We start from the raw sequence: 24,179 nt of genomic DNA on the forward strand, positions 1-24,179 counted from the left end.
GCCTTAGAGGTTCTCCAGTTTAAAATGATCAGATTTTTTCTCATAAGCTAAATGTGCTTCATCAAGACCCTGAATATACTCAATATTTGTATACTTGCCGGCTAATTTATGGCGTACTTCTGATTCAGATTCTGCATCAACGTATAAGGTTTCAGTACGTTCGCGTACAGGTATTTCATCTGGCATTTTTTGATAAAAAACTTTAAAAACCATTATTATCTCTCCTAACATAATTGTTCTTTTGTTAAATAGTGTGCATCCGTCATTCCTGAACTGTTCATTCTTTTTTCCGTTATACAGCAGCAGATGCTGCTTTTCTATTTTGTCTGCAGTATGGCGTGTTTCCTGATGAACAACTGCCAGTGACTGCATCACCGTCCTGATTCCGCTAGAGGTCACAGTAATTATTTTTCAGGCCGTAAGCTTTCAGTGCAGTGAGCACGCAGATGTCTCCGGGACATGTGTTTGATTCGAAGTTACGCGCTCTAAGCTCAAAAACTGTTTCCAGTGTTTTTCATTTTTTCTTTCGGTGGTTTTAAATAAATGCAATGTTTTCCACCCAGCGTGTAAGAAAAGCAATAAAAAACGTTCTGCCGATCCAATCCCTCTTAATTACACAGTATAATACGAATCGCTCTAATTTGAAATTAAAACAACGTCATTATTTAAAAAAGCATTAACATTTTCAGCGAATTGGTTCCCGTGATTGTCTTAAGGTTATATTTGCAAGTTTTATGTAAAACGATACAGGAACCTATTAAATACAGATCCCTGCAGATGAATCTCAGTCAATTGGTCTGGCATTGTTCGGAGTGGCAAATGGGTTTTCTGTATTAATATGATCATAAAACATGATGCCATGCAGATGATCGATTTCATGCTGCACGACAATCGCAGGATAGCCACGCAGCCGTAATTTAAGTTCTTTGCCATCGGTGCCGATCGCTTTAACTGTGACACGAGCACTGCGGGGCACATAACCTTCTACATCACGGTCAACCGAAAGACAGCCTTCTCCGTCCGTCAGGTAAGCCTGTTCAACCGAATGGCTGACAACTTTTGGATTAATGAGGCCATAACTGTAAAGTTTCTCTTTCGCATCTTCAAAGTGTACAGCACACATCCGTTTGTTCAGTCCCAGCTGTGGCGCAGCAAGTCCCACGCCTGGACGTAAATTATATTGCTCGGCTGTCTCTTCATCCTGGCTGTTTTTAAGAAACGTCAGCATGTCATTTAAGAGTTGTATATCTTCGTCAGATGGCGGAAGAGGAACATCCTCTGTTTTTTTAGACAGAGCTGGATTCCCTTCACGAACAATATCATCCATTGTAATCATTGGTCTAACACTCCCTAGCTGATTCTTTAGTGTTAATTAGAAACTAAAATGACACCTTACATTTTAGCAGCTCACTTTCCCGCTATCATGTCATCGAAATCGGTCATTAATTGTTTATATATTAGCACGTTACTATCCATTCCCCAGTCAATCTTTCATACTGCAATTTTAACATAATATAATGAAGTGTATGATAAAATTGCAGTATTTGAAAGGGAAAAGTTTCGAATTAAACCACTGCTTGAACATCATATGATATACTAAAAGACAAGTAAACTGGTCTGAGGGGAGAAATGTATTGTGTTATGGAAAAAGCCATTATTCATTGGTTTATTCGGTTTAATAATGCTGTCTGCCTGCAGCGGTACTGCACCATCTGAACAAATATACAATCATTTGGAGAAAGCAGTCGAACTGGAGCAGGATTTTGAAAAACAGCAGGATGACGTTGTTGAACTGGAACAGGAGGAGCAGGATATCTATCGAAAAGTCCGTGATTTGAGCATGGAGGATTTCGATAAAATCAAGAAACTGGCCGGACAGGCCCTAGATAATATTAACACCAGACAGGATAAAATTGACAATGAACAGGAAAGTATGAAGGCTTCCAAAGAGGAGTTTTCCAGCGTTAAAGACACACTTTCAGAGCTTGAGGACGATGCAGCCAGTGAGAAAGGCGAAGACATGTATGACGTCATGATGAATCGCTATGATGCGTACGATAAACTGCATGAATCTTACTCTAAGTCACTCAAAAAGGAACAAAAGTTGTATAAAATGCTTCAAAAAGAAGACTTGGAGCAGGAAGCGCTGACTAAACATATCAAAAAACTGAATGACAATTATGAGGCGGTTATTGACAAAAACAAAAAATTCAATAAGCTGACCGCTAAATATAACAAACGTAAAAAAGAATTTTACAGTGCCGCCGGAGTCAACGTTGAATATGACGAAGACGCAGGAAATGACAGCGAAGGCAGCGGTGATGATGAACAGCAGGATAAGCAAGATGATGAACAGCAGGATAAGCAAAAGGAATCAGATGATTAATTAATCATCTGATTTTTTTTCGAAAAAAGGCTATTGCAATTAATACAGCTTAGTATATTTATTATAACAGAACACCATAGAACAGGGGCTGTATTCGTGTTAACGGTGACATCCTCGTAACTATGATCAATGTTTAATTATGTTAATTGACGAAATAACTGTCGGTGGGCTATAATTAATACAGGATCATGAATTGTATCATTAATTTTTGTTTTTTAACTGCAACAGTTTTTCCGATGCGCGGACGTTATGATTACAAGCGGACAAAACCGGGAAACGTTAAAACAAATAGGTACTGTTTCATTCATAATTCAGAAAGGCTGGAAAAGACTATAAACAGTTAAACAGAAAGGAAGAGGTGAACGATCGTGAAAGACGTGCTTGAAAATATTGAAGATCAATTTGAAATGTTTCAAGTTCTTGATGAAAACGGCGAGATAGTGAATGAAGACTGGAAGCCCGATTTATCAGACGATGATCTAAAAGAACTGATGCGCCGTATGACTTATACACGTGTGCTGGATCAGCGTTCAATTGCGCTTAACCGCCAGGGACGGCTGGGTTTTTATGCACCGACAGCAGGCCAGGAGGCTTCGCAGTTAGCAAGTCACTTTGCCTTAACAAAAGAAGACTATTTACTGCCCGCATATCGTGATGTTCCACAGCTTATTTGGCAGGGCCTGCCGCTGTATCAGGCTTTTCTGTTCTCGAAAGGACACTATGCTGGCAACCAGATGCCTGAGGATGTTCATGCGTTAAGTCCGCAGATTATCATTGGTGCCCAATATACGCAGACAGCTGGTGTAGCGCTGGGACTTAAAAAACGCGGCAAACAGGCAGTCGCTGTTACATATACAGGTGACGGCGGAACATCCCAGGGTGATTTCTATGAAGGAATCAACTTCGCAGGGGCTTACAGTGCTCCAGCCATTTTCTTTGTACAGAATAACCAGTTTGCTATTTCGGTTCCAGTTAATATGCAGACAAACGCAAAAACACTGGCTCAAAAAGGTGTGGCAGCCGGTATTGCTAGTTTCAGGGTGGACGGCATGGATGTTTTTGCAGTCTATGCGGCTACGAAAAAAGCCCGTGAACGTGCTGTGAATGGTGAAGGACCAACGCTGATTGAAACGGAGACATACCGTTACGGTCCGCATACGATGGCCGGGGATGACCCGACACGTTATCGCACAGAGGATATGACAAACGAGTGGGAGAAGAAAGACCCGCTTATTCGTTTCCGCAAGTATTTAAATGACAAGGGCATATGGTCAGAAGATGAGGAAAATCAGGTTATTGAGAACGCTAAGGCTGATATCAAAAAGGCCATTAAAGAAGCAGATAATTATCCTAAACAGAAAGTAACCGATCTAATTGGTAATATGTTTGAGGAACTTCCACACAACCTGCAAGAGCAGATGGAAGAATACAAAGAAAAGGAGTCGAAGTAAACCATGGCACAAAAAACAATGATCCAGGCTATTACGGACGCCATGCATCATGAATTAAAAGATGATGACAATGTGCTTCTCTTAGGTGAAGATATTGGCCAAAATGGCGGCGTATTCCGTGCTACAGAAGGACTGCAGGATGAATTCGGCGAAGACCGTGTTTTTGATACACCGCTTGCCGAATCTGGTATCGGCAGTCTTTCACTGGGACTATCGCTGCAAGGCTTCCGGCCGGTTGCTGAGATACAGTTCATTGGCTTTATTCTTGAAGCGATGGATGCGCTGAATGGTCAGACGGCACGTATGCGTTACCGTTCAGGAGGCACTAAATCGGCACCGGTTACAATACGCACGCCATTTGGAGGCGGCGTTCATACGCCAGAATTGCACGCGGATTCCCTGGAAGGCCTGATTGCACAGCAGCCTGGCTTCAGAGTGGTTATACCCTCAACGCCATATGACGCGAAAGGTTTGTTGATTTCTTCTATACGTAATAATGATCCCGTATTTTTCATGGAACATATGAAACTTTACCGGTCATTCCGTGAAGAAATTCCAGACGAAACTTATACGGTAGATCTTGATAAGGCAGACATTAAACGGGAAGGCAAGGATGTTACACTTATTGCCTATGGTGCTATGGTTCACACAGCCCTGAAGGCAGCAGATGAACTGAAAAATAATAATATTGAAGCAGAAGTGGTTGATCTGCGGACGATTTCACCGCTCGATACAGAGACAATTGTTGAGTCCGTTAAGAAAACCAATCATGCTGTTGTGATTCAGGAAGCACAGCGCCAGGCAGGTGTTGCTGCAAATGTTGTATCAGAAATACAGGAGCGGGCTATCCTCCACTTAGAAGCCCCTGTTATGCGTGTGACAGCACCAGATACAGTTTATCCATTTTCACAGGCAGAAGAAATATGGCTGCCATCATATGAAGATGTCATCCAAAAAGTAAATGATGTTATCAACTTTTAACGAATGATTGGAGGTCACTGCAATGGCATTTAATTTTAAATTACCGGATATTGGTGAAGGGATTAACGAAGGCGAAATAGCTAAATGGTTTTTTAAAGAGGGCGACGAGGTTCAAGAAGACGATGTGCTTTGTGAAGTCCAAAATGATAAAGCTGTTGTCGAAATTCCGTCCCCGGTTGATGGAACCGTAACCAAAATTCATGTGGGTGAGGGTGAGGTAGCCGTTGTTGGCAACACGCTTATCTCATTTGATGCAGAAGGTTATGAGGATGACGATGAAGAGGAATCAGAGGCATCGGAAGAATCCGCTCAATCAGCCGACGATAAACAAACAGATGATACGGCAGCTGAAAAGCAGCCGGCTGAAACGGCATCATCCCTTGATGATAAACGCGTTATTGCTATGCCGTCTGTCCGGAAATATGCACGTGATAATGACGTTAGCATTCAAGAAGTGCAAGGTTCCGGAAGAAATAGCCGTATTCTAAAAGAAGATATTGATCAATACTTAAGCGGCAGTCAGCCTGCTGCTGAAACAGATGAACAACAGCCGAAAGCAGCAGAACCAGCTAAAGCTGAGTATCCGGAAACGCGGGAGAAAATGACCAGCATGCGGAAGTCAATTGCTAATGCTATGGTCAATTCCAAGAGCAAAGCACCTCACGTGACACTCATGGATGAGGTTGATGTAACTGAACTCGTTGCACACCGTAAGAAATTCAAAGAGATTGCAGCAGAACAGGAAATCAAACTGACTTATCTGCCATATGTCGCCAAAGCATTAATTTCGGCTTCGAAAAAATATCCGATCCTGAATGCTTCGGTTGATGACGACACGAATGAAATTGTTTATAAACATTATTACAATATCGGTATCGCTGCTGATACGGATCGAGGTTTGCTTGTTCCAGTTGTTAAAGATGCCGACCGCAAATCACTGTTTGCTATATCGCAGGAAGTTAACGAGTTGGCAGATAAAGCCCGCAGTGGTAAACTGGCACCTGATGAAATGAAAGGGGCTTCCAATACAATTACTAATATCGGTTCAGCTGGAGGTCAATGGTTTACACCAGTGTTAAATTACCCTGAAGCCGTTATTCTGGGTCTCGGCCGCATCCAGGAAAAACCGATTGTACGTGATGGTGAGATTGTCGTTGCTCCGGTACTGGCAATATCCTTGAGTTTTGACCACCGGATTGTTGATGGTGCAACCGGTCAAATGTCATTGAATCAAATTAAACGGCTGCTGAATGATCCACAATTAATTATGATGGAGGCTTAAGTTATGGTTGTAGGAGATTTTCCAATTGAAACGGACACACTAGTAGTGGGCGCAGGACCTGGCGGCTATGTGGCTGCTATTCGCGCTGCACAGTCGGGTCAGAACGTGACGATTGTAGAAAAAGGTGATTTGGGCGGTGTTTGCCTGAATGTTGGCTGCATTCCATCTAAAGCACTGATCGAAGCCGGCCATAAGGCACAGGCTGCCGGCGGAAATGAAGATATGGGGATCACGACCGAGAATGTTTCAGTTGACTTTTCCAAGGTCCAGGAATGGAAAGGCACTGTCGTTAATAAATTAACCTCAGGTGTGGAAAGTCTGCTGAAAGGCAACAAAGTAGATATTGTCAAAGGTGAGGTGTACTTTGTTGATGAACATTCTGTCAGAATAATGGATGAAAAGAATTCCCAGACATATACTTTTAATAACTGTATTGTTGCAACGGGATCGACACCAATCGAAATACCGAATTTCAAGTTCTCCAATCGCGTGCTTGATTCCACCGGAGCCTTGGGTCTGCAGGAAATTCCGGAAAAAATGGTTATTGTCGGCGGTGGCTATATCGGAATAGAGCTTGGTTCAGCCTACGCCAACTTTGGTACAGAGGTAACGATTCTCGAAGGAACAGAAGAGATCCTTCCCGCATTTGAGAAGCAGCTTAAACAACCTGTCCAAAAAGGTTTAAAAAGTAAAAATGTTAATATTGTTACCGGAGCAATGGCAAAAAGTGCTGAAGAAACAGATGAAGGTGTTAAAGTAACCTATAGCGTCAATGACAAAGAAGAAACGATTGATGCTGATTATGTACTTGTCACGGTTGGACGTAAACCAAATACAGAAGAAATAGGTTTAGAACATGCTGGTGTTGAGGTGAGTGACAAAGGCCTTGTTAAAGCGGATAAACAGCGCCGCACCAATGTATCTAACATCTTTGCTATTGGCGATATAGTCGATGGCTTGCCGCTTGCCCACAAAGCTATGTATGAAGGGAAAGTAGCAGCTGAAGTTATCAGCGGTGCAAAATCAGAAGTCGATTATCTAGCAATGCCTTCTGTTGTCTTCTCCGATCCGGAACTTGCAAGTGTCGGTTACAACGAACAGGACGCGAAAGATGCCGGCTTCGATGTGAAAGCATCCAAATTTCCATTTGGTGCCAATGGCCGTGCCTTGTCCTTGAATGAGACAGACGGTTTCATGAAGCTGATTACGCGAAAAGAGGATGGTCTGGTTATTGGTGCGCAGGTTGTTGGTCCAAATGCCAGTGACGTTATTGCAGAAATCGGCTTGGCTATTGAAGCGGGCATGACAGCTGAAGATATTGCTCTAACGATTCATGCTCATCCAACACTTGGCGAAGTAACGATGGAAGCAGCTGACGTCGCATTGGGTACACCGATTCATACGATGTAAGTCAATCTGCGGTGAAAAGTGAGGACTGCACAGGTGATGCAGCCCTCATTTTTTTCATAGTCTTTATGTATAGGTTCAAGGAGTTGGACTGGTTAGGTGAATAGGATTTAAAACAGATGCAATATGATGGTGATTAAATATAAAAACCCAGGATGCTGATGTGCACCCTGGTTTTTTGTGCTTAGGACTTTCGCGGTTTTCCATCTTTCCGGTTCCCGTTTTTCTTGTTTGAATGTTTTAACAACGAAATGACCGGACTTTGCTTTCATCTTCATTTGTCGCTGCACTCTAAGCGTAAGAGTGAGAACGAGCAGTCCTCAGCCTGTCTCTCATACAAAGGGTGTATTCGCCAGAAAAACTTTAAGCATGATATGATAAAGGCGTGGCATTGGAAAGGAAAGAAATCAACCATAGCCACTCAGATGCAAATGCAACGAAATATCTGCTGCTGGATAAGCAGTTATAAGTGAGGTGACTGACAGCAATGGATTATCATTACCCATTGGATGACAGCTGGTCAACGCAGGAAGTGATCGATGTGGTCCATTTCTTTTCCTGCGTCGAAAAGGCTTATGAACAAAATGTTAACCGGGAGGAACTGCTGGCCGCCTACCAGAAATTCAAACAGGTTGTCCCGGGTAAGAGTGAGGAAAAAACGTATTTTCGGGAATTTGAACGGGCATCAGGCTACGCCAGTTTTCCAGTTGTTAAGGAAGCGCGGAACAGCGAAACAAAAACCATTAAAATGTCCTAAGACAGGATGAACGTGTTTCACTAAACAAAAATCCGGCTGGAAATAGTATACGTCCTAGCCGTGAACGGCTGGTCAATCTTCGCAACGCTGTGGACTGCGGAGGTTCATCAATGCCGTTCCTTCAAGGGTCTCTTGTTGTATTTCCTTCACTTCCAGTATTTAATATCATATCTCATTAAAATTGATAAGGTTTGTTATGTCTCAGTCTTCTATACCATTGATAGCTGATACAGCGGAAGAAGCGTTTTAAATGTTGTTTTCACGTCGTATAAAAAGGCTTGTTCATCTTTTAAAACAGGGGCATCCGGCTGATAGTGCTTTCCAATGAGAAACTCAGCTTTTTTCACATCCCGAAATCGGCTAAAAGCTTGTTCTAAATCAATGTCTGCAAGTTTTTTTGCATCCTTTTTTGTATGATCAAGCGAAATGACATAATCATCCGGGACAGACTGACGAATATCGTCAATGTGGTTTAAGAATGATTCAGCCATTTTTTGTTTATCTGGAAGCTCATAAATATAGGCAAGCCAAACAAATAAATGGTCATCCCACAAACCGATTTGAAAATGCGGGTGTTTTTTATAACCGCGTTTATCATGACAAAAGGCCATCCATGTATCATTTGGCGGATTTTTAGTTCTCCGTGCATGCCGGGCAATATGAACGTACATGTCCTGGCCGGTTATGTCTGCTATGTCCCGGTCAAGTTCTTCACCAATACGTTGGAATTTCGGCTGGATGTTTGAGCGTATTGCTTCCATACGTTCTTCCAGACCATCTATCTCAAACGTTTGAAAGTCTTGGCTTGTAAATTCAGCAAGCACCATGCTACTCATCCTTTCTGCAATCCAATCCATTCAAGTAGTATTATTAAGCAAAAACAAAATTCAGTCAAGTTATAACAGCTGTATTTCCCATATACTGTCCATATAGATAATCGCGTTTTTATGCTGAGAATGGATGGTTTAGGAACGTCTTGCCAGCTTAAAGCATATAAATAATTTAAGTTATTTGAAAGGTTGTGGATGACATGAAATATGTCATAGAGGATCTTCAAAAGCAAACAAATCGGGAAGACCTGCCTGTCCTTCGACTGGAAATTGATTATGAACTCATGACTCTGTACGATGCTATCCAGGCAAAAGAACGCGTTCAAATTAGTCGATCCAAAGAAAAACTGAAACATTTGCGTTTGCAGCTGCTGGCATTCAGCGATGATGACGCATGAGGCAGCGCAGATAGTCAGAATCTAAACGTTTGAATGATGTGTTGTGTTCTGAAGGAAAACCTGTAACAAAAGGGGCCCCACATTTACATATGCCTGTATTCCCTGAATCGCTGACTTATAGCGTTTATAGTCAGGGATGAATCAGTGAGCATGCTTCTCAGTCATTTATTTGGTATGATGGGCTTAAATCAATGACTGGAGGCTTGCAGATGAATTGGGATGATCGCGAAACAATCTATCAACAGGCAAAGGGATGGGTGCTTGAAGCAGGAAAGGAGATCCGGGACAATATTAGCGATCCGCTGACAGTCACAACCAAATCGAACCCCAATGATCTGGTGACGACAATGGACAGTGATACGGAATATTTTTTCATGACGCGTATAAAAGAAACATTTCCTGATCATCGCATTATCAGCGAAGAAGGCTACGGTGATGAAGTGAGCGCACTTGATGGCACTGTCTGGATTATCGACCCGATCGATGGGACCATGAACTTCGTGCATCAGAAACGGAATTTTGCTATATCAGTTGGCATCTACCATGATGGTATTGGTGAAATCGGCTTAATTTATGATGTGATGGCTGATGTCCTCTACAGTGCTAAAAAAGGGGAAGGGGCATATAGAAATGAGAAGGGGCTCCTGCCTTTAAACAAACATAAGCATTTTAAGGAAGCGATTTTAAGTCTGAATCATTTCTGGCTATGTGAGAATCGACTTGTTAATGAAACAGTCATGCAGAATTTAGTTAAAACTGTCAGAGGGACAAGAACATATGGGTCGGCCGCACTGGAATTTGCAGCGGTTGCAGAAGGGATTATGGATGGCTATATGACGATGGAATTAGCCCCCTGGGATATTGCAGCGGGTATTATTATTGTCGATGAAGTAGGCGGGAACACAATGAATGCTTTTGGCGATTCGGTTAATCTATTGCAGAAAGGATCCGTTTTAACTTGCAACCCGGCGATTCAGGAGAATATTGTCGAGGATTATATAAAAAAAGGGAGAAAGTGACGGTTCAGAAACATCACTTTCTCCTGCGTTTAAGCGTTATGCCAAATCCCATAAAGGCACAGCCAAGTAAGATAAACAGTAAAATAAGCCATATATTGCGGAAAGCAATTGCGATACCGACAAGGACAAACATTAAAATGACAAGTGTGGCCAGAAGCAGCATTGGAATGTTAATATTTTTCATTTAGACACCTCATTTTCCGTAGTCCAGTATACACGAATGAGCGATCAGAAGCAAAGATGACGATTTTAACTGGCGACCAAGCTGATTTTTTAGTATACTAAGTAAGATAGACTATTGAGTTTCACGGCTCAATTAATGGGGGGTAGGAATGGGTACAAGTTATAGTCTGGTATATGAATTCGTTATAGAACACTTGGATAGTCTTAATGCTTTTTGGACGTTTTACATAGCTAATCTGATTTTTGCTGCAGTTGCTTATAAACTCGGATTTGCAAAAGAATTGCCTGTTTTAAAGTCTGTTATGGTTTATATACTGCTCATGTTAGGAACACTTATCTTGAACTTTTTCAGTTTGACAGGCTATCCGATTACAGATAGCTTGATTATTATTTGTGCTGTTCTGGGTATTTATCGTCTACGGTTATACAGAGAGAGGAAATCGAAGCAGGTATCATAAAAAAACTCCCTGATTGGGGAGTTTTGGCTATATGTTAGATGAGATCTTTTTTCTTCCTGCTGTTGTCGCTATATAACCGGAAATTTCCGGTCGCATATCTTTCTTTTGTTTTATTAGTGATCCGCTCATAACATTCTGGACATAAATACATATTAACCTGGCGATTGCGCAGACGTTTAGCTTTCAGTGAGTCATCTTCCAAATCGTTTACGGTGTCGCATAAAATGCATTGTGCTTTCATTGTCTGTCACCTCTCAATAGGTTCCTGTTATTACTTTAACACAGGCGGAAGACTTGTGACATCCAGGTAAACAAATATCGGATCACTTTAATCTCTTAAACGTTATTTATTCAATAAATCCGGGATGAGTAATACAAGGGTATGCTCACTGCCCAGTTGATAGGATAAAGAAAGATCGTTCATTTTAAAAAAACACCATCTCTATTTAAAATTTCATTTGCATTTTCGCAGGACAAACGGTATTATTAAGTTAAAACAGTCTTTTTAATGGGGGGATAGTATTGATTCGAGAGGTGACAGAAACACATCGCGACAAAGCCTATGCACTTCTGAAAGCAGATGCCGCCCAAATTCACCAGCTGATTGAAGTACAGATTGAAAACCTGACAATGCCGCAGTGTCCTCTATATGAAGAGGTGCTGGATACACAGATGTTTGGTCTTTCACGGGAAATTGACTTCGCTGTGCGGCTGAACTTGATTGATGAGAATGAAGGTAAAGCACTTATGGAAAATTTGGAAAGAGAGCTTAATAAATTGCACGAGGCAGCACAAAATACCGTGTAATGATGAAGCAGTGCTGTAAAAACTTTGCCTGATCAGACGGTGGCAAGGTTTTTTTATTTAAGTACGTGTGCACAATATGCAAGCGAATGACGCAATCATCATATAAAACAAGCTGTTGCTATCAAATATCTTGGGGAGAAATCGGATGTTAAAGAAAGTCAAAGATTATGATTTCACATTAATGATAACGCCTGTCGTTTTAGCAGCATTCGGAATTATCATGATCTACAGTGCGAGTATGGTTTTGGCAGTAGAACAAGAACATGAAAGCACTTTTTATTTAGTCAGACAGAGCCAATGGTTTGTTTTGGCGGTAGCCGTGTTCATCTTGACCAGTGCTATTCCGTACAGGTATTATCAGAGGCTGACTAAAATGATTATGATTCTTGTTCTGATCCTGCTCGCAGCAGTGCTGATATTTGGCATTACGATTAATAATGCCAAATCCTGGTTTGACTTTGGACCTCTCAGTCTGCAGCCTGCTGAATTTGCCAAGTTGGGGCTGATTATATATCTTGCTTCTGTTTATTCCAAAAAACAGGCCTATATAAATGAGTTTAACAGAGGCGTGTTACCGCCGTTGATTTTGATTGCTATTATCACAGGCTTAGTTATCCAGCAGCCTGATATTGGCACAGCTGTTATTATACTATTGATTGCTGGATCGATGATGTTCAGTTCTGGTATCCGGTTCAAACATTTGTCGATTCTTATAATGGTTGGGCTTATTTTGGTTGCTGCAGCCATCCCCAGTATGGCAACTGATGAGCGAATCAGCCGATTTGCTGGTGCTTATCAGCCGTTTGAGGATCCAGGTGATGATGGCTACCATTTGGTCCAATCCTATCTGGCTATTGGCAATGGCGGCCTGACAGGTGAAGGACTCGGGCAAAGCGTTCAGAAACTGGGATACTTACTGGAGCCTCATACGGATTTTATTATGGCGCTTATCGCTGAGGAATTAGGGTTCATCGGAGTGGTGATTGTGCTCGGACTGCTCGCCGCTATTGTTCTGCGAGGGCTGTTCATAGCGAGGAAGTGTACTGACACTTTTGGAGCTTTACTGGCAATCGGCATTTCTTCAATGGTAGGATTTCAGGCGTTTATTAATCTTGGCTCCATCAGTGGTATTCTGCCAATCACAGGTATCCCGCTGCCGTTTGTCAGTTACGGCGGCTCGTCACTATTGGTAATGATGGCATCAATGGGGATATTGAACAATATCGCCAAATCTGTAAGACGGAATGAGCAGGCCCCTGCGCCTGGCAATGAGAAAGAGGACGAAAAACAATACTCTAATAAAGGAGGAAGAACATGGCAAAGGGAAAACAGATCAATAAGGTTCTAGTGGCTAACCGTGGAGAGATCGCTATACGGGTGTTTCGGGCCTGTACCGAACTGGATATTCGGACAGTTGCGGTCTATTCAAAGGAGGATATCGGCTCCTATCATCGTTATAAAGCTGATGAGGCGTATTTAGTTGGTGAGGAAAAGAAGCCGATCGACGCCTATCTGGACATTGAAGGGATCATTGAGCTTGCCAAGAAGGTAGGAGTTGATGCCATTCATCCAGGTTACGGATTTTTGTCAGAAAATATTGAATTCGCCCAGCGATGCGAAGAAGAAGGCATTATTTTCATTGGCCCGACGAGTGAGCATTTAAATATGTTTGGTGATAAAGTTAAAGCACGGACGCAAGCACTAAACGCCGGACTCTCTGTTATTCCGGGGAGTGACGCTCCAGTTTCATCGCTCGATGAGGTGCGTGATTTCGGCAGGAAATATGGTTATCCGATCATGATTAAAGCGTTGCTGGGAGGCGGTGGACGCGGTATGCGGGTCATCCGCCATGAAGATTCGCTTGCGGAGGCATATGAACGGGCAAGATCAGAAGCGCGTGCTGCTTTTGGCAGTGATGAGATTTACGTTGAGAGATTGATTGAGAATCCCAAACATATTGAAGTGCAGGTGATTGGTGATCAACACGGGAATATTGTGCATTTATTTGAGCGGGATTGTTCGGTTCAGCGCCGGCACCAAAAAGTTGTTGAAGTAGCACCGAGCGTCTCTCTTCCGGAAAACCTGCGTCATGATATTGCACAAGATGCTGTTAAGCTCATGACAAATGTTGCTTATCTTAATGCAGGTACAGTTGAATTTTTAGTAGCGGATGATACGTATTATTTTATTGAAGTTAACCCTCGTGTTCAGGTTGAGCACACCATCACGGAAATGGTTACGGGCATTGATATTGTTCAGACACAAATAAAAATAGCTTCCGGGAAACATATACATGATACTTCTATCGAAATCCCACATCAGGAAAACATTACCACACATGGCTATGCTATACAGTCACGCGTTACGACAGAAGACCCGCTCAACAATTTCATGCCAGACACCGGGAAAATTATGGCCTACCGTACAGGTGGCGGATTTGGGGTACGGCTTGATGCGGGTGACGGCTTTCAGGGGTCGGTAATTTCTCCCCATTATGACTCATTACTCGTGAAAGTATCCACTTGGGCTCTCTCGTTTAAGCAAGCTGCTCAAAAAATGGTCAGAAATTTAAAGGAATTCCGCATTCGCGGGATCAAAACCAATATTCCTTTTTTAGAAAATGTCATCTCTCATGAACAATTTCTGACGGGTGAATACAACACAACATTCATTGACCAGACACCGGAATTATTTGTTTTCCCAAGACGAAAAGACCGTGGGACGAAAATGTTAACGTATATTGCTGAGACAACTGTGAATGGGTTTGAAGGCATACCGGATAAGAAAAAGCCATTATTGACACCGCCGCCTGTACCGGCGATTAATCATGATGCAGCTATGCCGGAAGGGACAAAGCAGCTATTGGATCAGTATGGCCCTGATGGTCTCGCGTCTTGGCTAAAGGGACAAAAGAAAGTGAAATTGACAGACACGACATTTCGTGATGCTCATCAATCACTTCTGGCGACAAGGATCAGAACAAAAGATTTAACACAGATTGCAGAGCCAACGGCACGTATGCTGCCTGAATTATTTTCTGTTGAAATGTGGGGAGGTGCCACATTTGATGTGGCTTACCGCTTTCTTAAAGAAGATCCGTGGCAGCGTCTATTAACATTGCGGGAAAAAATGCCGAATGTTCTATTGCAAATGCTGCTGAGGGCAAGTAATGCCGTTGGCTACAAAAATTATCCCGATAATCTCATTCATGAATTTGTGGAGAAAAGTTCTGATGCCGGAATCGACGTTTTTCGCATTTTCGACAGCTTGAATTGGCTTGAGGGTATGACACCGGCTATTCAGTCCGTCAGAGAAAATGACAAAATAGCTGAAGCCTCGATGTGCTATACAGCTGATATTTTGGATACTGGACGCCGCAAATACGATCTTGACTATTATAAACATCTGGCTAAAGAGCTTGAACATGCAGGCGCGCATATCCTGGGTATTAAGGATATGGCTGGATTATTAAAACCGGAGGCAGCTTATCAGCTTGTTAATACATTGAAGAATACGGTCGATCTGCCTATTCATTTGCATACCCACGATACAAGCGGCAATGGTATTTATACGTATGCACGTGCCATTGATGCGGGTGTTGATGCCGTTGATGTGGCCAATGCGCCAATGGCTGGACTGACATCTCAGCCGAGTGCCCAATCGTTATATCATGCACTTGATGGAACAACTAAACAGCCAGACATTGATCTTGATTCACTTGAAACATTATCCCATTACTGGGAAGGTGTCCGGACGCATTATCAGGATTTTGAAAGCGGCTTAAAAGCCCCGCATACAGAAGTTTATTTTCATGAAATGCCTGGCGGGCAATACAGTAACCTGAAACAGCAGGCCAGGGCAGTTGGTCTTGAAGATCGCTGGAACGAGGTTAAAAAAATGTTCCGGCGTGTTAATGATATGTTCGGCGATATTATTAAAGTGACGCCGTCTTCCAAAATAGTGGGGGATATGGCTTTATTCATGGTGCAAAATAATCTGACCGAAGATGATATTTATGAACAGGGTGAATCAATTGATTTTCCTGAGTCGGTTATCGAATTTTTTCAGGGCTATATTGGACAGCCGTATCAGGGATTTCCCAAAGAGCTGCAGCGTATCATTCTAAAAGGAAGAGAGCCTATTAACGATCGTCCAGGTGCCTTGCTTGATCCGATTGACTTTAAGCAGGAACGTGATGCGTTATTCAAAACATTGGATCGGCAGGTTACTGAATTTGATTTGGTATCCAATGCACTCTATCCTAAAGTGTTTATGGATTATAATAAATTCCAGGAAAAATACGGTGATGTTTCTGTACTTGATACGCTGACATTTTTTTATGGGATGGAACTGGATGAGGAAATCGAAGTGGAAATTGAGCAGGGAAAAACATTGTTTGTGAAACTTGTCTCGATTTCCGAGCCGCGCTCAGATGGCACTCGAGTTATCTATTTTGAATTGAATGGCCAACCAAGACAGGTGATCATTAAAGATGAAAATGTTCAATCAAAGGTTGCTGTACGGCCTCAGGCTGATGACAGCAATGAGAAACAGATAGGTGCTACAATGCCTGGAACTGTTGTTAAAGTGGTTTGCGACAAAGGCGACGAAGTACAGAAAGGCGACCATTTGCTGATAAACGAGGCTATGAAGATGGAAACAACCGTTCAGGCACCATTCTCCGGTGTGATCAAGGACATTTATGTCAGTGACGGGGATGCTATAGCCGTTAATGACTTACTGATTGAATTTGAATAGAAAAAAGGCAGCGGTTTTAGCCGTTGCCTTTTTCGTGTTTGGCACTTCTTGTTGAGAGGATTATAAAGTAACAAAGCATGGCGAAATAGACAGAGATGACAAATGAATGCACTAAGGAAACGACCAGGTTTATATTGGTGAAAATATTCATGGCACCAAAAAACACTTGCAATATAATCAAAGATGCCGTCACAATCCATCCGTAATTCATAATGCGATGTGACCGGTACTGTCTGATCATGCGGACAGCAAAAACAATTGTCCATATAAACAGGATACCTGCAGCGGTTCTGTGGCCCATTTGTATCCATTGGTAGAAATTGTAATCGCCAAACGCCAGCGGATTCTGATTGTTGCAGAACGGCCAGCTGCCGCATACCATACTCGCTTGAACATGCCGTACTAATGCCCCGGTATAGACAACGGCGATTGTATATATAGTTAGCAAGTAAAGTTCAACTCTGTGTTTTTTCTGAATGATTAATGTCTTAGCATCGAATTTTGTGTCGATTTCAAAGATCAAAAGCATCAGAAGAAATACAGCTGTAAAGGATATGAGTGAAATCCCAAAATGTGTTGCCATTACAAAGTCGGATTGATTCCAGATAACAGCTGCCGCACCGAGAAGAGCTTGCAAAACAAGGAAAAACGACGACATAAATGAAAGGAACTTAACTTCTCGTATATGGCCAAGATAAATCCATGACAGGATAGATAATGCCAATACAACAAATCCCATAATACCGGAAATGAAACGGTGAGCAAGCTCAATAATAAGTTTCGGAGTAATATCAGAAGGAAGCAGTTGTCCTTCACAGAGCGGCCAGCTGCTGCCACAGCCCATACCTGAGTCGGTCTTGGTAACAAGTGATCCGCCGATTAGAACAAACATCATTCCCAATGACGCAATGATTGAAAGCCACTTTAATATTTTAACCATAAGTTTGCCTCACTTTACATAATATGAACAAGTCTTATTACATCATAATATGTGATCCTTATAGGGACAACTGAAATTTATGTGACGGTTGTCATTTTAGTGTGATATCTTCCATTTTGACACGATTTTGTCTGTTTTATGACAGAAATTTAGAAGAAAGTTGCAATGTTGACTGTTGTTTGCTATAAATAATATAGGCAGAATTTGCCTGAACTACATAGTTAGCTGGTTGAATTGTTCAAGGCTGTTCAAGCCTTTCGTTTTAAGTGCGCCATTTTTTCACAAATTCGTCATAATCAATCAGTTGTGTGAAATGTCTAATAGATCGCAACGGCATTTCATGATATAATATGGTTGGTTTGGAGGATAATTTTGGGATGATCAGGCATAATAAAGAATGCACATAGCCAAAATGTTTATGGTGATTAGTTTGAAAAGGGGGGGATGATTATTAATGAATAACGATAAAACGGTTTCTTTATCAGACAAGAAGCCCGTTATGTGGCAACAAAATCCCGCAGCATTCTTATCAGAGTTTAAAGCTCTGACAAAGACTGGTATTGTCATCTCGAATTTAATCACAGCAATCGTCGGTTTCTGGCTGGCCAGTTACATTACAAATGTTTCTTTTATGGCAAACTGGCCTGTTTTGGTGCTGACAATGGCTGGGAGTGCATTCGTCATTGCTGGTGGGTATATGCTAAATAACTGGTATGACGCTGATATTGATCCCGTTATGTCCCGGACAAAAACACGTTCCACAGTTACAGGCAGTATTTCGCTCAATTATGTTCTCTGGTTGGGAATTTCAGCAAGTGTCCTGGGACTGGTGCTTCTTTTGTTTACAACTGAAATGGCTGCTTTGATAGCTTTTGCTGGCTGGTTTGTATACGTGTTTTTGTATACCATGTGGTCCAAACGCAGGTACACGCTTAACACTATTATCGGTTGTGTCTCAGGTGCTGTTCCGCCATTGATCGGCTGGGGCGCTGTTGATCCTGGCCTGGATATAATAGCCTTTGTATTATTTCTTATTATGTTTATTTGGCAGACACCGCATTTTTTAGCATTAGCCATGAAAAAACGAAGGACTACAAGACTGCGTCTATACCAATGCTGCCCGCTGTACACGATTTTGCCATAACCAAACGGCAAATTATGGTATATATTACCTGTTTATTGCCGCTCCCATTTTTAATGGGCTTTTTGGGCCCTGCATTTATAATAATCGCGACTGTTCTTAATATCGGGTGGCTGGCATTAGGATTCAGTGGATTTTTTACAAAAAATGATTTGAAGTGGGCTAATAAAATATTTGTTTAGTCATTAAACTATTTAGTGGTCCTGTGTTTATTAATGGTTGTCGTTACTATGGAACTCCCTTTCAATTAACAGCGTTTGTGTGTGCAAATTTCATTAAATGGAAAGTTACAAGGAGAAAGAGAGGTATGAATACATGAAAGGTTGGATGGGTAAACTCCGGGCGTTTTCTCTGTTAGCGTTAACCTCGCTGATCTTATCGGGTTGCGGCAAAGAGAACCTGACTGCGCTTGATCCAAAAGGTTATGGATCAAATATTTCATTTAACTTAATTATTCTAACGACGGTCGTTATGCTGTTCGTTCTGGCTGTTGTTGTGATTGTGTTTACAATTGTTCTGATCCGCTTCCGCAGAAAGAAAGGCCAGGAAGACTATATTCCAAAGCAGGTAGAAGGCAATAAGACGCTGGAAACAATATGGACCGTTATTCCAATTATTCTGTTGCTGATTATAGCTGTGCCAACAATAATGGCTACCTTTGATCTGGCTGATGAATCAGATGCAAGTGACCACTTGAATGTAGAAGTAACAGGCAATCAGTTCTGGTGGCATTTCAATTATGAAGGTAAAGAAATCCAGACAAGTCAGGATTTATATATCCCGGTTGGAGAGAAAGTATATTTGAATATGATGTCATCTGATGTTATTCACTCGTTCTGGGTTCCTGCTCTTTCGGGTAAAATGGACGTCAATCCGGATAATGAGAATACCATGTATCTGAAAGCTGAAGAAGAAGGCGTTTACTACGGTAAATGTGCCGAATTCTGCGGACCTTCTCACTCATTGATGGACTTTAAAGTCATTGCTGTGAGTCCGGATAAATTTGACCAATGGACAGATGACATGGAAAATGCGGATCCGGACGCGGAACCTGATAAAGCTGTGGCTCGGGAAGGTAAATCGCTGTTTGAACAAAAGAACTGTACAGCTTGCCACGCGATTGGATCGTCACCAACACAAATTGGTCCAAACCTGACTGATTTTGGTAATCGGACGCGTCTTGCTGGCATCAAAGACTTAAATAAAGAAAATGTCGTTGATTGGATTATGGATCCAGAGGCGATAAAACCGGGTAATAAGATGACAGGGCAATACCCGGACGTATCTAAAGACGAGGCAGGTAAGATTGCAGAGTATCTATTGCAATTGAAGCCAACTGACGTCACACCAGATACCGTGAGTGACAGTGAAGACGATGACTAAAGGAGGTATTAAACTGTGAGTGTAGCAACTGCTCAAAAGAGGGGTTTCGGAGCTGTCCTGTGGGATTATTTAACAACAGTCGACCATAAAAAAATAGCACATTTATATTTGTTCGGCGGAGGTTTCTTTTTCCTGCTTGGTGGGCTTGAAGCCATGGCTATCCGTATTCAGTTAATTAAACCTGAAAATGATTTTGTCAGTGCAGGTTTTTATGATCAATTGATGACAATGCACGGTACAACGATGATCTTTTTAGCTGCCATGCCACTGATTTTTGCGTTAATGAATGCCATTGTTCCTTTACAAATTGGAGCTAGAGACGTAGCTTTCCCATTTTTGAACTCTTTAGGGCTCTGGCTGTTTATCTTTGGTGGTCTCTTGCTAAACTTCAGCTGGTTCTTAGGAGGAGCACCTGATGCAGGCTGGACGGCATATGCACCATTTTCAGTCACCTCACCGGGACATGGTGTTGACTTCTATGTTCTTGGTCTGCAAATAGCTGGGGCTGGAACACTAATGGCCGGGATTAACTTTCTGGTAACCATTATTAACATGCGTGCACCGGGTATGACCTATATGCGCATGCCTTTGTTTACATGGACAGTGTTTGTAGCAAGTGTTCTAATTTTATTTGCCTTTCCGGCTTTAACAGTTGGATTGTTCCTTTTGATGTTTGACCGCATGTTCGGGACTGCTTTTTTTGATGTCGGTCTCGGTGGTAATGCGATTGTCTGGCAGCATCTCTTCTGGATATTTGGCCACCCGGAAGTTTACATTTTGATTTTGCCGCTATTTGGCGTGTTCAGTGAAATATTCTCGACCTTTTCCAAAAAACGGCTGTTTGGTTATACGGCGATGGTGTTTGCTACGATCTTGATTGCCTTTTTCGGCTTTATGGTTTGGGCACACCACATGTTTACAGTTGGACTGGGACCTGTAGCGAACTCGATCTTTGCTCTTGCGACAATGGCGATTGCGGTGCCAACAGGGATTAAAATTTTCAACTGGCTTGCAACAATGTGGGGCGGCAGCATATCACTGAAAAGTCCGATGCTCTGGGCTTTAGGTTTTATTCCGTCATTCACGATCGGTGGTATGACTGGTGTTATGGTAGCGACTGTTGTGGCAGACTATCAGTATCATGATACCTATTTTGTCGTAGCACACTTCCACTATGTTATTGTCGGCGGTACGATATTTGGTCTGTTTGCCGGACTTATCTACTGGTGGCCGAAACTGTTTGGACGTGTTTTGCACGAAGGAATGAACAAACTGACATTTTGGACATTTTTCATCGGTTTCCATTTAACCTTTATGGTTCAGCACTTCCTTGGTCTAATGGGAATGCCGCGTCGTTACTGGACATATTTCGAAGACCAGCAGCTTGATTTAGGTAACTTAATCAGTACGATAGGAGCATTCTTTATGGCCTTTGGCGTCATTGTCTTTCTGATAAACGCCATTTATTCTGCTGTGAAACATGAGCGGGCTGAGGCTGATCCGTGGGATGGCCGAACACTTGAGTGGACAGTGGCTTCTCCGGCGCCTGAGTATAACTTTAAACAGACACCGCTCGTTCGCGGGTTAGATGCATTGTGGATCGAAAAAATGGAAGGAAATGGAACGCCGACACCAGCTGAACCACTGGGAAGTATTCACATGCCAAATTCATCCTTTTTGCCTTTCATAATGTCTCTGGGTCTGTTTATTGCCGGCTTTGGGTTCATTTATCAGACTGATTATAACTGGGCATACATTTTGTTATTTGGCGGAATGGCCGTTGCACTGGGCAGTATGCTAATCAGATCACTTAAAGATGATCATGGTCACCATATACCAAAAGAAGAACTTGAAAGGGAGGCTGACTAATATGAGTCATGATCATTCCTTGAACCCGGAAACGATGCCGAGTGAACCAGAAAAAGCTACTCAGGAGGGCAAAAACAAATTTTTAGGTTTTTGGTTTTTCCTGGGTGGTGAGACTGTTCTTTTTGCCTGTTTATTTGGTACATTTATTGCTTTGAGACATTCAACTGCTGACGGTCCGGCAGCCGACGAGCTGTTTGGACTGGGGCTTGTCTTTATTATGACAATGCTTCTTTTAACCAGTTCATTGACAAGTGTCTACGCGATGTATCATATGAAAAATAATGCGTTTAAAAAAATGCAGCTATGGCTGGGCATTACAGCACTTCTTGGTATAGCCTTTTTGGGATGCGAAATTTACGAGTTCACCCACTATATTACTGAGTACGATTTTACGTTTCAGACATCAGCTTTTGGGTCAGCTTTTTATGCATTAGTTGGTTTTCATGGCGGACACGTCACATTTGGAATCGCTTGGCTTATTGCCATTATGCTTCGTAATGCCAAACGCGGTTTGAACTTGTACAATGCGCCTAAATATTACACATTCAGTCTATATTGGCATTTTATTGACGTTATCTGGGTATTTATTTTCACCGTTGTGTATCTCATGGGAAAGGTGGGTTAATGTATGACAAAGAACTCAAATTCCAATCAATCCACACCATTTGAAAAGCAAAAGAAAAAAGAAGAGATGCAAAAACAGCTGATCTCATTTGTGATTATGATTTTGTTTACGATCATTGCCTTCGCTGTCGTGGCAACCGATGCCATGGATGCGATGGTTGCCATCCCATTGATCTTGTTCCTGGCAGTCGTGCAGGTGGGCTTTCAATTGTATTATTTTATGCACCTGAAGGATAAAGATCATACGATGCCGGCTGTTATGATGTACGGAGGTATGTTTGCTGCTGCTTTGACCCTTGCGGCACTAAGTGTCATTACATGGTGGTGATGGAGAGCTGATTAAAGAGACATTTCTGCTTCTTAGACTCTCAATTGCCGCTTGCCTAATACAGGATCGGGGCGGCCCCGGTCCTGTATTATTCTTTAGGAAATTGTCACATATCCGTCGCTTGTCTGACGGTTAAATGCGTTATACTAAACAGTACCGTATCCTAGGTACTAAACGGAGTGAATTTAAATGTGGCTGGATTTACAAATATTTGGTTTTCGTGCGTTATGGAGCCCTTATTTTCTCTCATTTGTTTTGGGGATTGCCTTGTTGTATTATTTTGTGACCGGCCCATATCGTCATAAATTTGGCGGAGCAGGGCAGGACCGGCCGTCAATGAAACAGCAGCTCTTTTTTTATGGCGGATTGCTGCTATTATATGCGGTTAAGGGAGCACCTGTTGATTTATTGGGCCATATCATGCTGACAGGCCATATGGTGCAAATGGCTATTTACTATCTTGTATTTCCGATATTTATCATCGAAGGTATTCCAACTTGGTTATGGGACAAAGTTGTTAACCGCCGGGGCGTCAAACCTGTGCTTAAAGTCCTGACCAAACCTGTTATTTCGTTGTTATTATTTAATGTCCTGTTTTCGCTTTATCATTTTCCGGCTATATTTGAGTTTTCGCAGACATCACAAATGGTGCACTCATCTATATCTCTCATTATTTTAGCAGCGGCATTTATTGTCTGGTGGCCAATATTAGCTCCGTTTAAAGAATTCAATTATATGTCACCTTTAGGTAAAATATTTTATATCTTTGCCAATGGCGTTTTGATAACGCCTGCTTGTGCACTGCTGATTTTTGCGACGGATCCCATTTACGCAACTTACACATCAGAAGGTTCGTGGATACAGGCCTTGGCTCTATGTGTACCACCTGATGTGCTGCAGGGGTTAAATCCTGCTATTTCAGGTCCAGAAATGTTTTCTCCGTTTACAATAAGGGAAGATCAGCAATTGGGCGGTATTGTTATGAAACTTATGCAGGAAATCACATATGGCATTCTATTGGCAATTGTATTTTTTAAAGGATTTGCTCAATATCCTGAAAAAGTGGATTCACTGCCAGATCAGCCGTATGAACAAGGAAAGGGACAAACGCAAACATAGCGAAGCAGCAATGTTCTGCTGTTAAGTTAATCAGCGGTATAGAAGGATATGCGATCAT

The 24,179-nt window shown here is 42.1% G+C and carries 23 protein-coding genes and 1 pseudogene; 18 read left to right on the plus strand and 6 right to left on the minus strand.

Annotation, left to right across the window (positions count from 1 at the left end):
• Positions 1 to 3 precede the first annotated feature (3 nt).
• On the minus strand, positions 4 to 213 hold the full coding sequence (locus ACZ444_RS06520; protein ID WP_382357358.1) for a DNA-dependent RNA polymerase subunit epsilon: 210 nt from the start codon (positions 211 to 213) through the stop codon (positions 4 to 6).
• 571 nt (positions 214 to 784) lie between these two features.
• A complete protein-coding gene (def, locus tag ACZ444_RS06525; RefSeq protein ID WP_382357149.1) occupies positions 785 to 1,336 on the minus strand; it encodes a peptide deformylase in 552 nt (183 codons plus the stop codon).
• A 300-nt stretch (positions 1,337 to 1,636) separates the two neighbouring features.
• Here def and ACZ444_RS06530 point away from each other — a divergent pair, with 300 nt between their 5' ends.
• From ACZ444_RS06530 to ACZ444_RS06555, 6 genes are all read left to right on the plus strand, one after another.
• On the plus strand, positions 1,637 to 2,386 hold the full coding sequence (locus ACZ444_RS06530; RefSeq protein WP_382357150.1) for a YkyA family protein: 750 nt from the start codon (positions 1,637 to 1,639) through the stop codon (positions 2,384 to 2,386).
• 368 nt (positions 2,387 to 2,754) lie between these two features.
• Entirely contained in the window at positions 2,755 to 3,837 is a 1,083-nt protein-coding gene (gene pdhA, locus ACZ444_RS06535; protein ID WP_382357151.1) for a pyruvate dehydrogenase (acetyl-transferring) E1 component subunit alpha, read from the plus strand.
• A gap of 3 nt (positions 3,838 to 3,840) precedes the next feature.
• A complete protein-coding gene (locus ACZ444_RS06540) occupies positions 3,841 to 4,818 on the plus strand; it encodes an alpha-ketoacid dehydrogenase subunit beta (RefSeq protein ID WP_382357152.1) in 978 nt (325 codons plus the stop codon).
• Between the two features lie 22 nt (positions 4,819 to 4,840).
• The gene (locus tag ACZ444_RS06545) at positions 4,841 to 6,100 is read left to right on the plus strand and encodes a dihydrolipoamide acetyltransferase family protein (RefSeq protein WP_382357153.1); all 1,260 of its coding nucleotides are present in this window, start codon (positions 4,841 to 4,843) and stop codon (positions 6,098 to 6,100) included.
• Positions 6,101 to 6,103: 3 nt separating this feature from the next.
• Positions 6,104 to 7,510 carry a dihydrolipoyl dehydrogenase gene (lpdA, locus tag ACZ444_RS06550; protein ID WP_382357154.1) on the plus strand — a complete coding sequence of 469 codons (1,407 nt, stop codon included), beginning with the start codon at positions 6,104 to 6,106 and terminating at the stop codon, positions 7,508 to 7,510.
• Between the two features lie 484 nt (positions 7,511 to 7,994).
• On the plus strand, positions 7,995 to 8,264 hold the full coding sequence (locus ACZ444_RS06555; RefSeq protein ID WP_382357155.1) for a UPF0223 family protein: 270 nt from the start codon (positions 7,995 to 7,997) through the stop codon (positions 8,262 to 8,264).
• A gap of 209 nt (positions 8,265 to 8,473) precedes the next feature.
• On the opposite strand, the gene ACZ444_RS06560 is transcribed toward ACZ444_RS06555, so the two are convergent.
• Positions 8,474 to 9,091 (minus strand): YktB family protein, encoded by a 618-nt coding sequence (locus ACZ444_RS06560; protein ID WP_382357156.1) that lies wholly within the window; start codon positions 9,089 to 9,091, stop codon positions 8,474 to 8,476.
• Between the two features lie 203 nt (positions 9,092 to 9,294).
• Here ACZ444_RS06560 and ACZ444_RS06565 point away from each other — a divergent pair, with 203 nt between their 5' ends.
• Together ACZ444_RS06565 and ACZ444_RS06570 are read left to right on the plus strand one after the other, a co-directional pair.
• Positions 9,295 to 9,492 (plus strand): hypothetical protein, encoded by a 198-nt coding sequence (locus ACZ444_RS06565; protein WP_382357157.1) that lies wholly within the window; start codon positions 9,295 to 9,297, stop codon positions 9,490 to 9,492.
• Between the two features lie 209 nt (positions 9,493 to 9,701).
• Positions 9,702 to 10,511, plus strand: a complete 810-nt coding sequence (locus ACZ444_RS06570; RefSeq protein ID WP_382357158.1) for an inositol monophosphatase family protein — start codon at positions 9,702 to 9,704, stop codon at positions 10,509 to 10,511.
• 13 nt (positions 10,512 to 10,524) lie between these two features.
• On the opposite strand, the gene ACZ444_RS06575 is transcribed toward ACZ444_RS06570, so the two are convergent.
• On the minus strand, positions 10,525 to 10,695 hold the full coding sequence (locus ACZ444_RS06575) for a DUF5325 family protein (RefSeq protein ID WP_382357159.1): 171 nt from the start codon (positions 10,693 to 10,695) through the stop codon (positions 10,525 to 10,527).
• A gap of 148 nt (positions 10,696 to 10,843) precedes the next feature.
• Here ACZ444_RS06575 and ACZ444_RS06580 point away from each other — a divergent pair, with 148 nt between their 5' ends.
• Entirely contained in the window at positions 10,844 to 11,152 is a 309-nt protein-coding gene (locus tag ACZ444_RS06580) for a YlaH-like family protein (RefSeq protein WP_382357160.1), read from the plus strand.
• Between the two features lie 34 nt (positions 11,153 to 11,186).
• Here the strand turns inward: ACZ444_RS06580 and ACZ444_RS06585 are convergent, their stop codons facing one another.
• A complete protein-coding gene (locus ACZ444_RS06585) occupies positions 11,187 to 11,393 on the minus strand; it encodes a YlaI family protein (protein ID WP_382357161.1) in 207 nt (68 codons plus the stop codon).
• Between the two features lie 284 nt (positions 11,394 to 11,677).
• Between ACZ444_RS06585 and ACZ444_RS06590 the strand changes: the two genes are divergently transcribed.
• The 3 genes from ACZ444_RS06590 (at position 11,678) to pyc (ending at position 16,717) form a co-directional block, all read left to right on the plus strand.
• On the plus strand, positions 11,678 to 11,959 hold the full coding sequence (locus ACZ444_RS06590; RefSeq protein WP_382357359.1) for an Fpa/YlaN family protein: 282 nt from the start codon (positions 11,678 to 11,680) through the stop codon (positions 11,957 to 11,959).
• Positions 11,960 to 12,104: 145 nt separating this feature from the next.
• Positions 12,105 to 13,307: a putative lipid II flippase FtsW gene (gene ftsW, locus ACZ444_RS06595; RefSeq protein ID WP_382357162.1), complete on the plus strand. Its 1,203-nt coding sequence runs from the start codon at positions 12,105 to 12,107 to the stop codon at positions 13,305 to 13,307.
• Complete coding sequence (gene pyc / locus ACZ444_RS06600) at positions 13,274 to 16,717, plus strand: pyruvate carboxylase (protein ID WP_382357163.1); 3,444 nt, start codon at positions 13,274 to 13,276, stop codon at positions 16,715 to 16,717. Before ftsW ends, pyc begins: the two co-directional genes overlap by 34 nt.
• A gap of 16 nt (positions 16,718 to 16,733) precedes the next feature.
• Here pyc and ACZ444_RS06605 read toward each other — a convergent pair whose 3' ends face one another.
• A complete protein-coding gene (locus ACZ444_RS06605) occupies positions 16,734 to 17,657 on the minus strand; it encodes a COX15/CtaA family protein (protein ID WP_382357164.1) in 924 nt (307 codons plus the stop codon).
• 631 nt (positions 17,658 to 18,288) lie between these two features.
• Between ACZ444_RS06605 and cyoE the strand changes: the two are divergent.
• The 6 genes and pseudogenes from cyoE (at position 18,289) to ctaG (ending at position 24,121) form a co-directional block, all read left to right on the plus strand.
• Positions 18,289 to 18,980: pseudogene (cyoE, locus tag ACZ444_RS06610) on the plus strand (heme o synthase).
• A 133-nt stretch (positions 18,981 to 19,113) separates the two neighbouring features.
• Positions 19,114 to 20,181 carry a cytochrome c oxidase subunit II gene (gene coxB / locus ACZ444_RS06615; RefSeq protein WP_382357165.1) on the plus strand — a complete coding sequence of 356 codons (1,068 nt, stop codon included), beginning with the start codon at positions 19,114 to 19,116 and terminating at the stop codon, positions 20,179 to 20,181.
• Between the two features lie 15 nt (positions 20,182 to 20,196).
• Positions 20,197 to 22,050, plus strand: coding sequence for a cytochrome c oxidase subunit I (gene ctaD, locus ACZ444_RS06620; RefSeq protein ID WP_382357166.1), 1,854 nt, complete (start codon positions 20,197 to 20,199; stop codon positions 22,048 to 22,050).
• A 1-nt stretch (position 22,051) separates the two neighbouring features.
• Positions 22,052 to 22,675 (plus strand): cytochrome (ubi)quinol oxidase subunit III, encoded by a 624-nt coding sequence (locus ACZ444_RS06625; RefSeq protein WP_382357167.1) that lies wholly within the window; start codon positions 22,052 to 22,054, stop codon positions 22,673 to 22,675.
• A gap of 3 nt (positions 22,676 to 22,678) precedes the next feature.
• Positions 22,679 to 23,002, plus strand: coding sequence for a cytochrome c oxidase subunit IVB (gene ctaF / locus ACZ444_RS06630; protein WP_382357168.1), 324 nt, complete (start codon positions 22,679 to 22,681; stop codon positions 23,000 to 23,002).
• A 189-nt stretch (positions 23,003 to 23,191) separates the two neighbouring features.
• Positions 23,192 to 24,121 (plus strand): cytochrome c oxidase assembly factor CtaG, encoded by a 930-nt coding sequence (gene ctaG, locus ACZ444_RS06635; RefSeq protein ID WP_382357169.1) that lies wholly within the window; start codon positions 23,192 to 23,194, stop codon positions 24,119 to 24,121.
• Positions 24,122 to 24,179 lie beyond the last annotated feature (58 nt).

The sequence above is a fragment of the Lentibacillus kimchii genome (assembly GCF_055381965.1).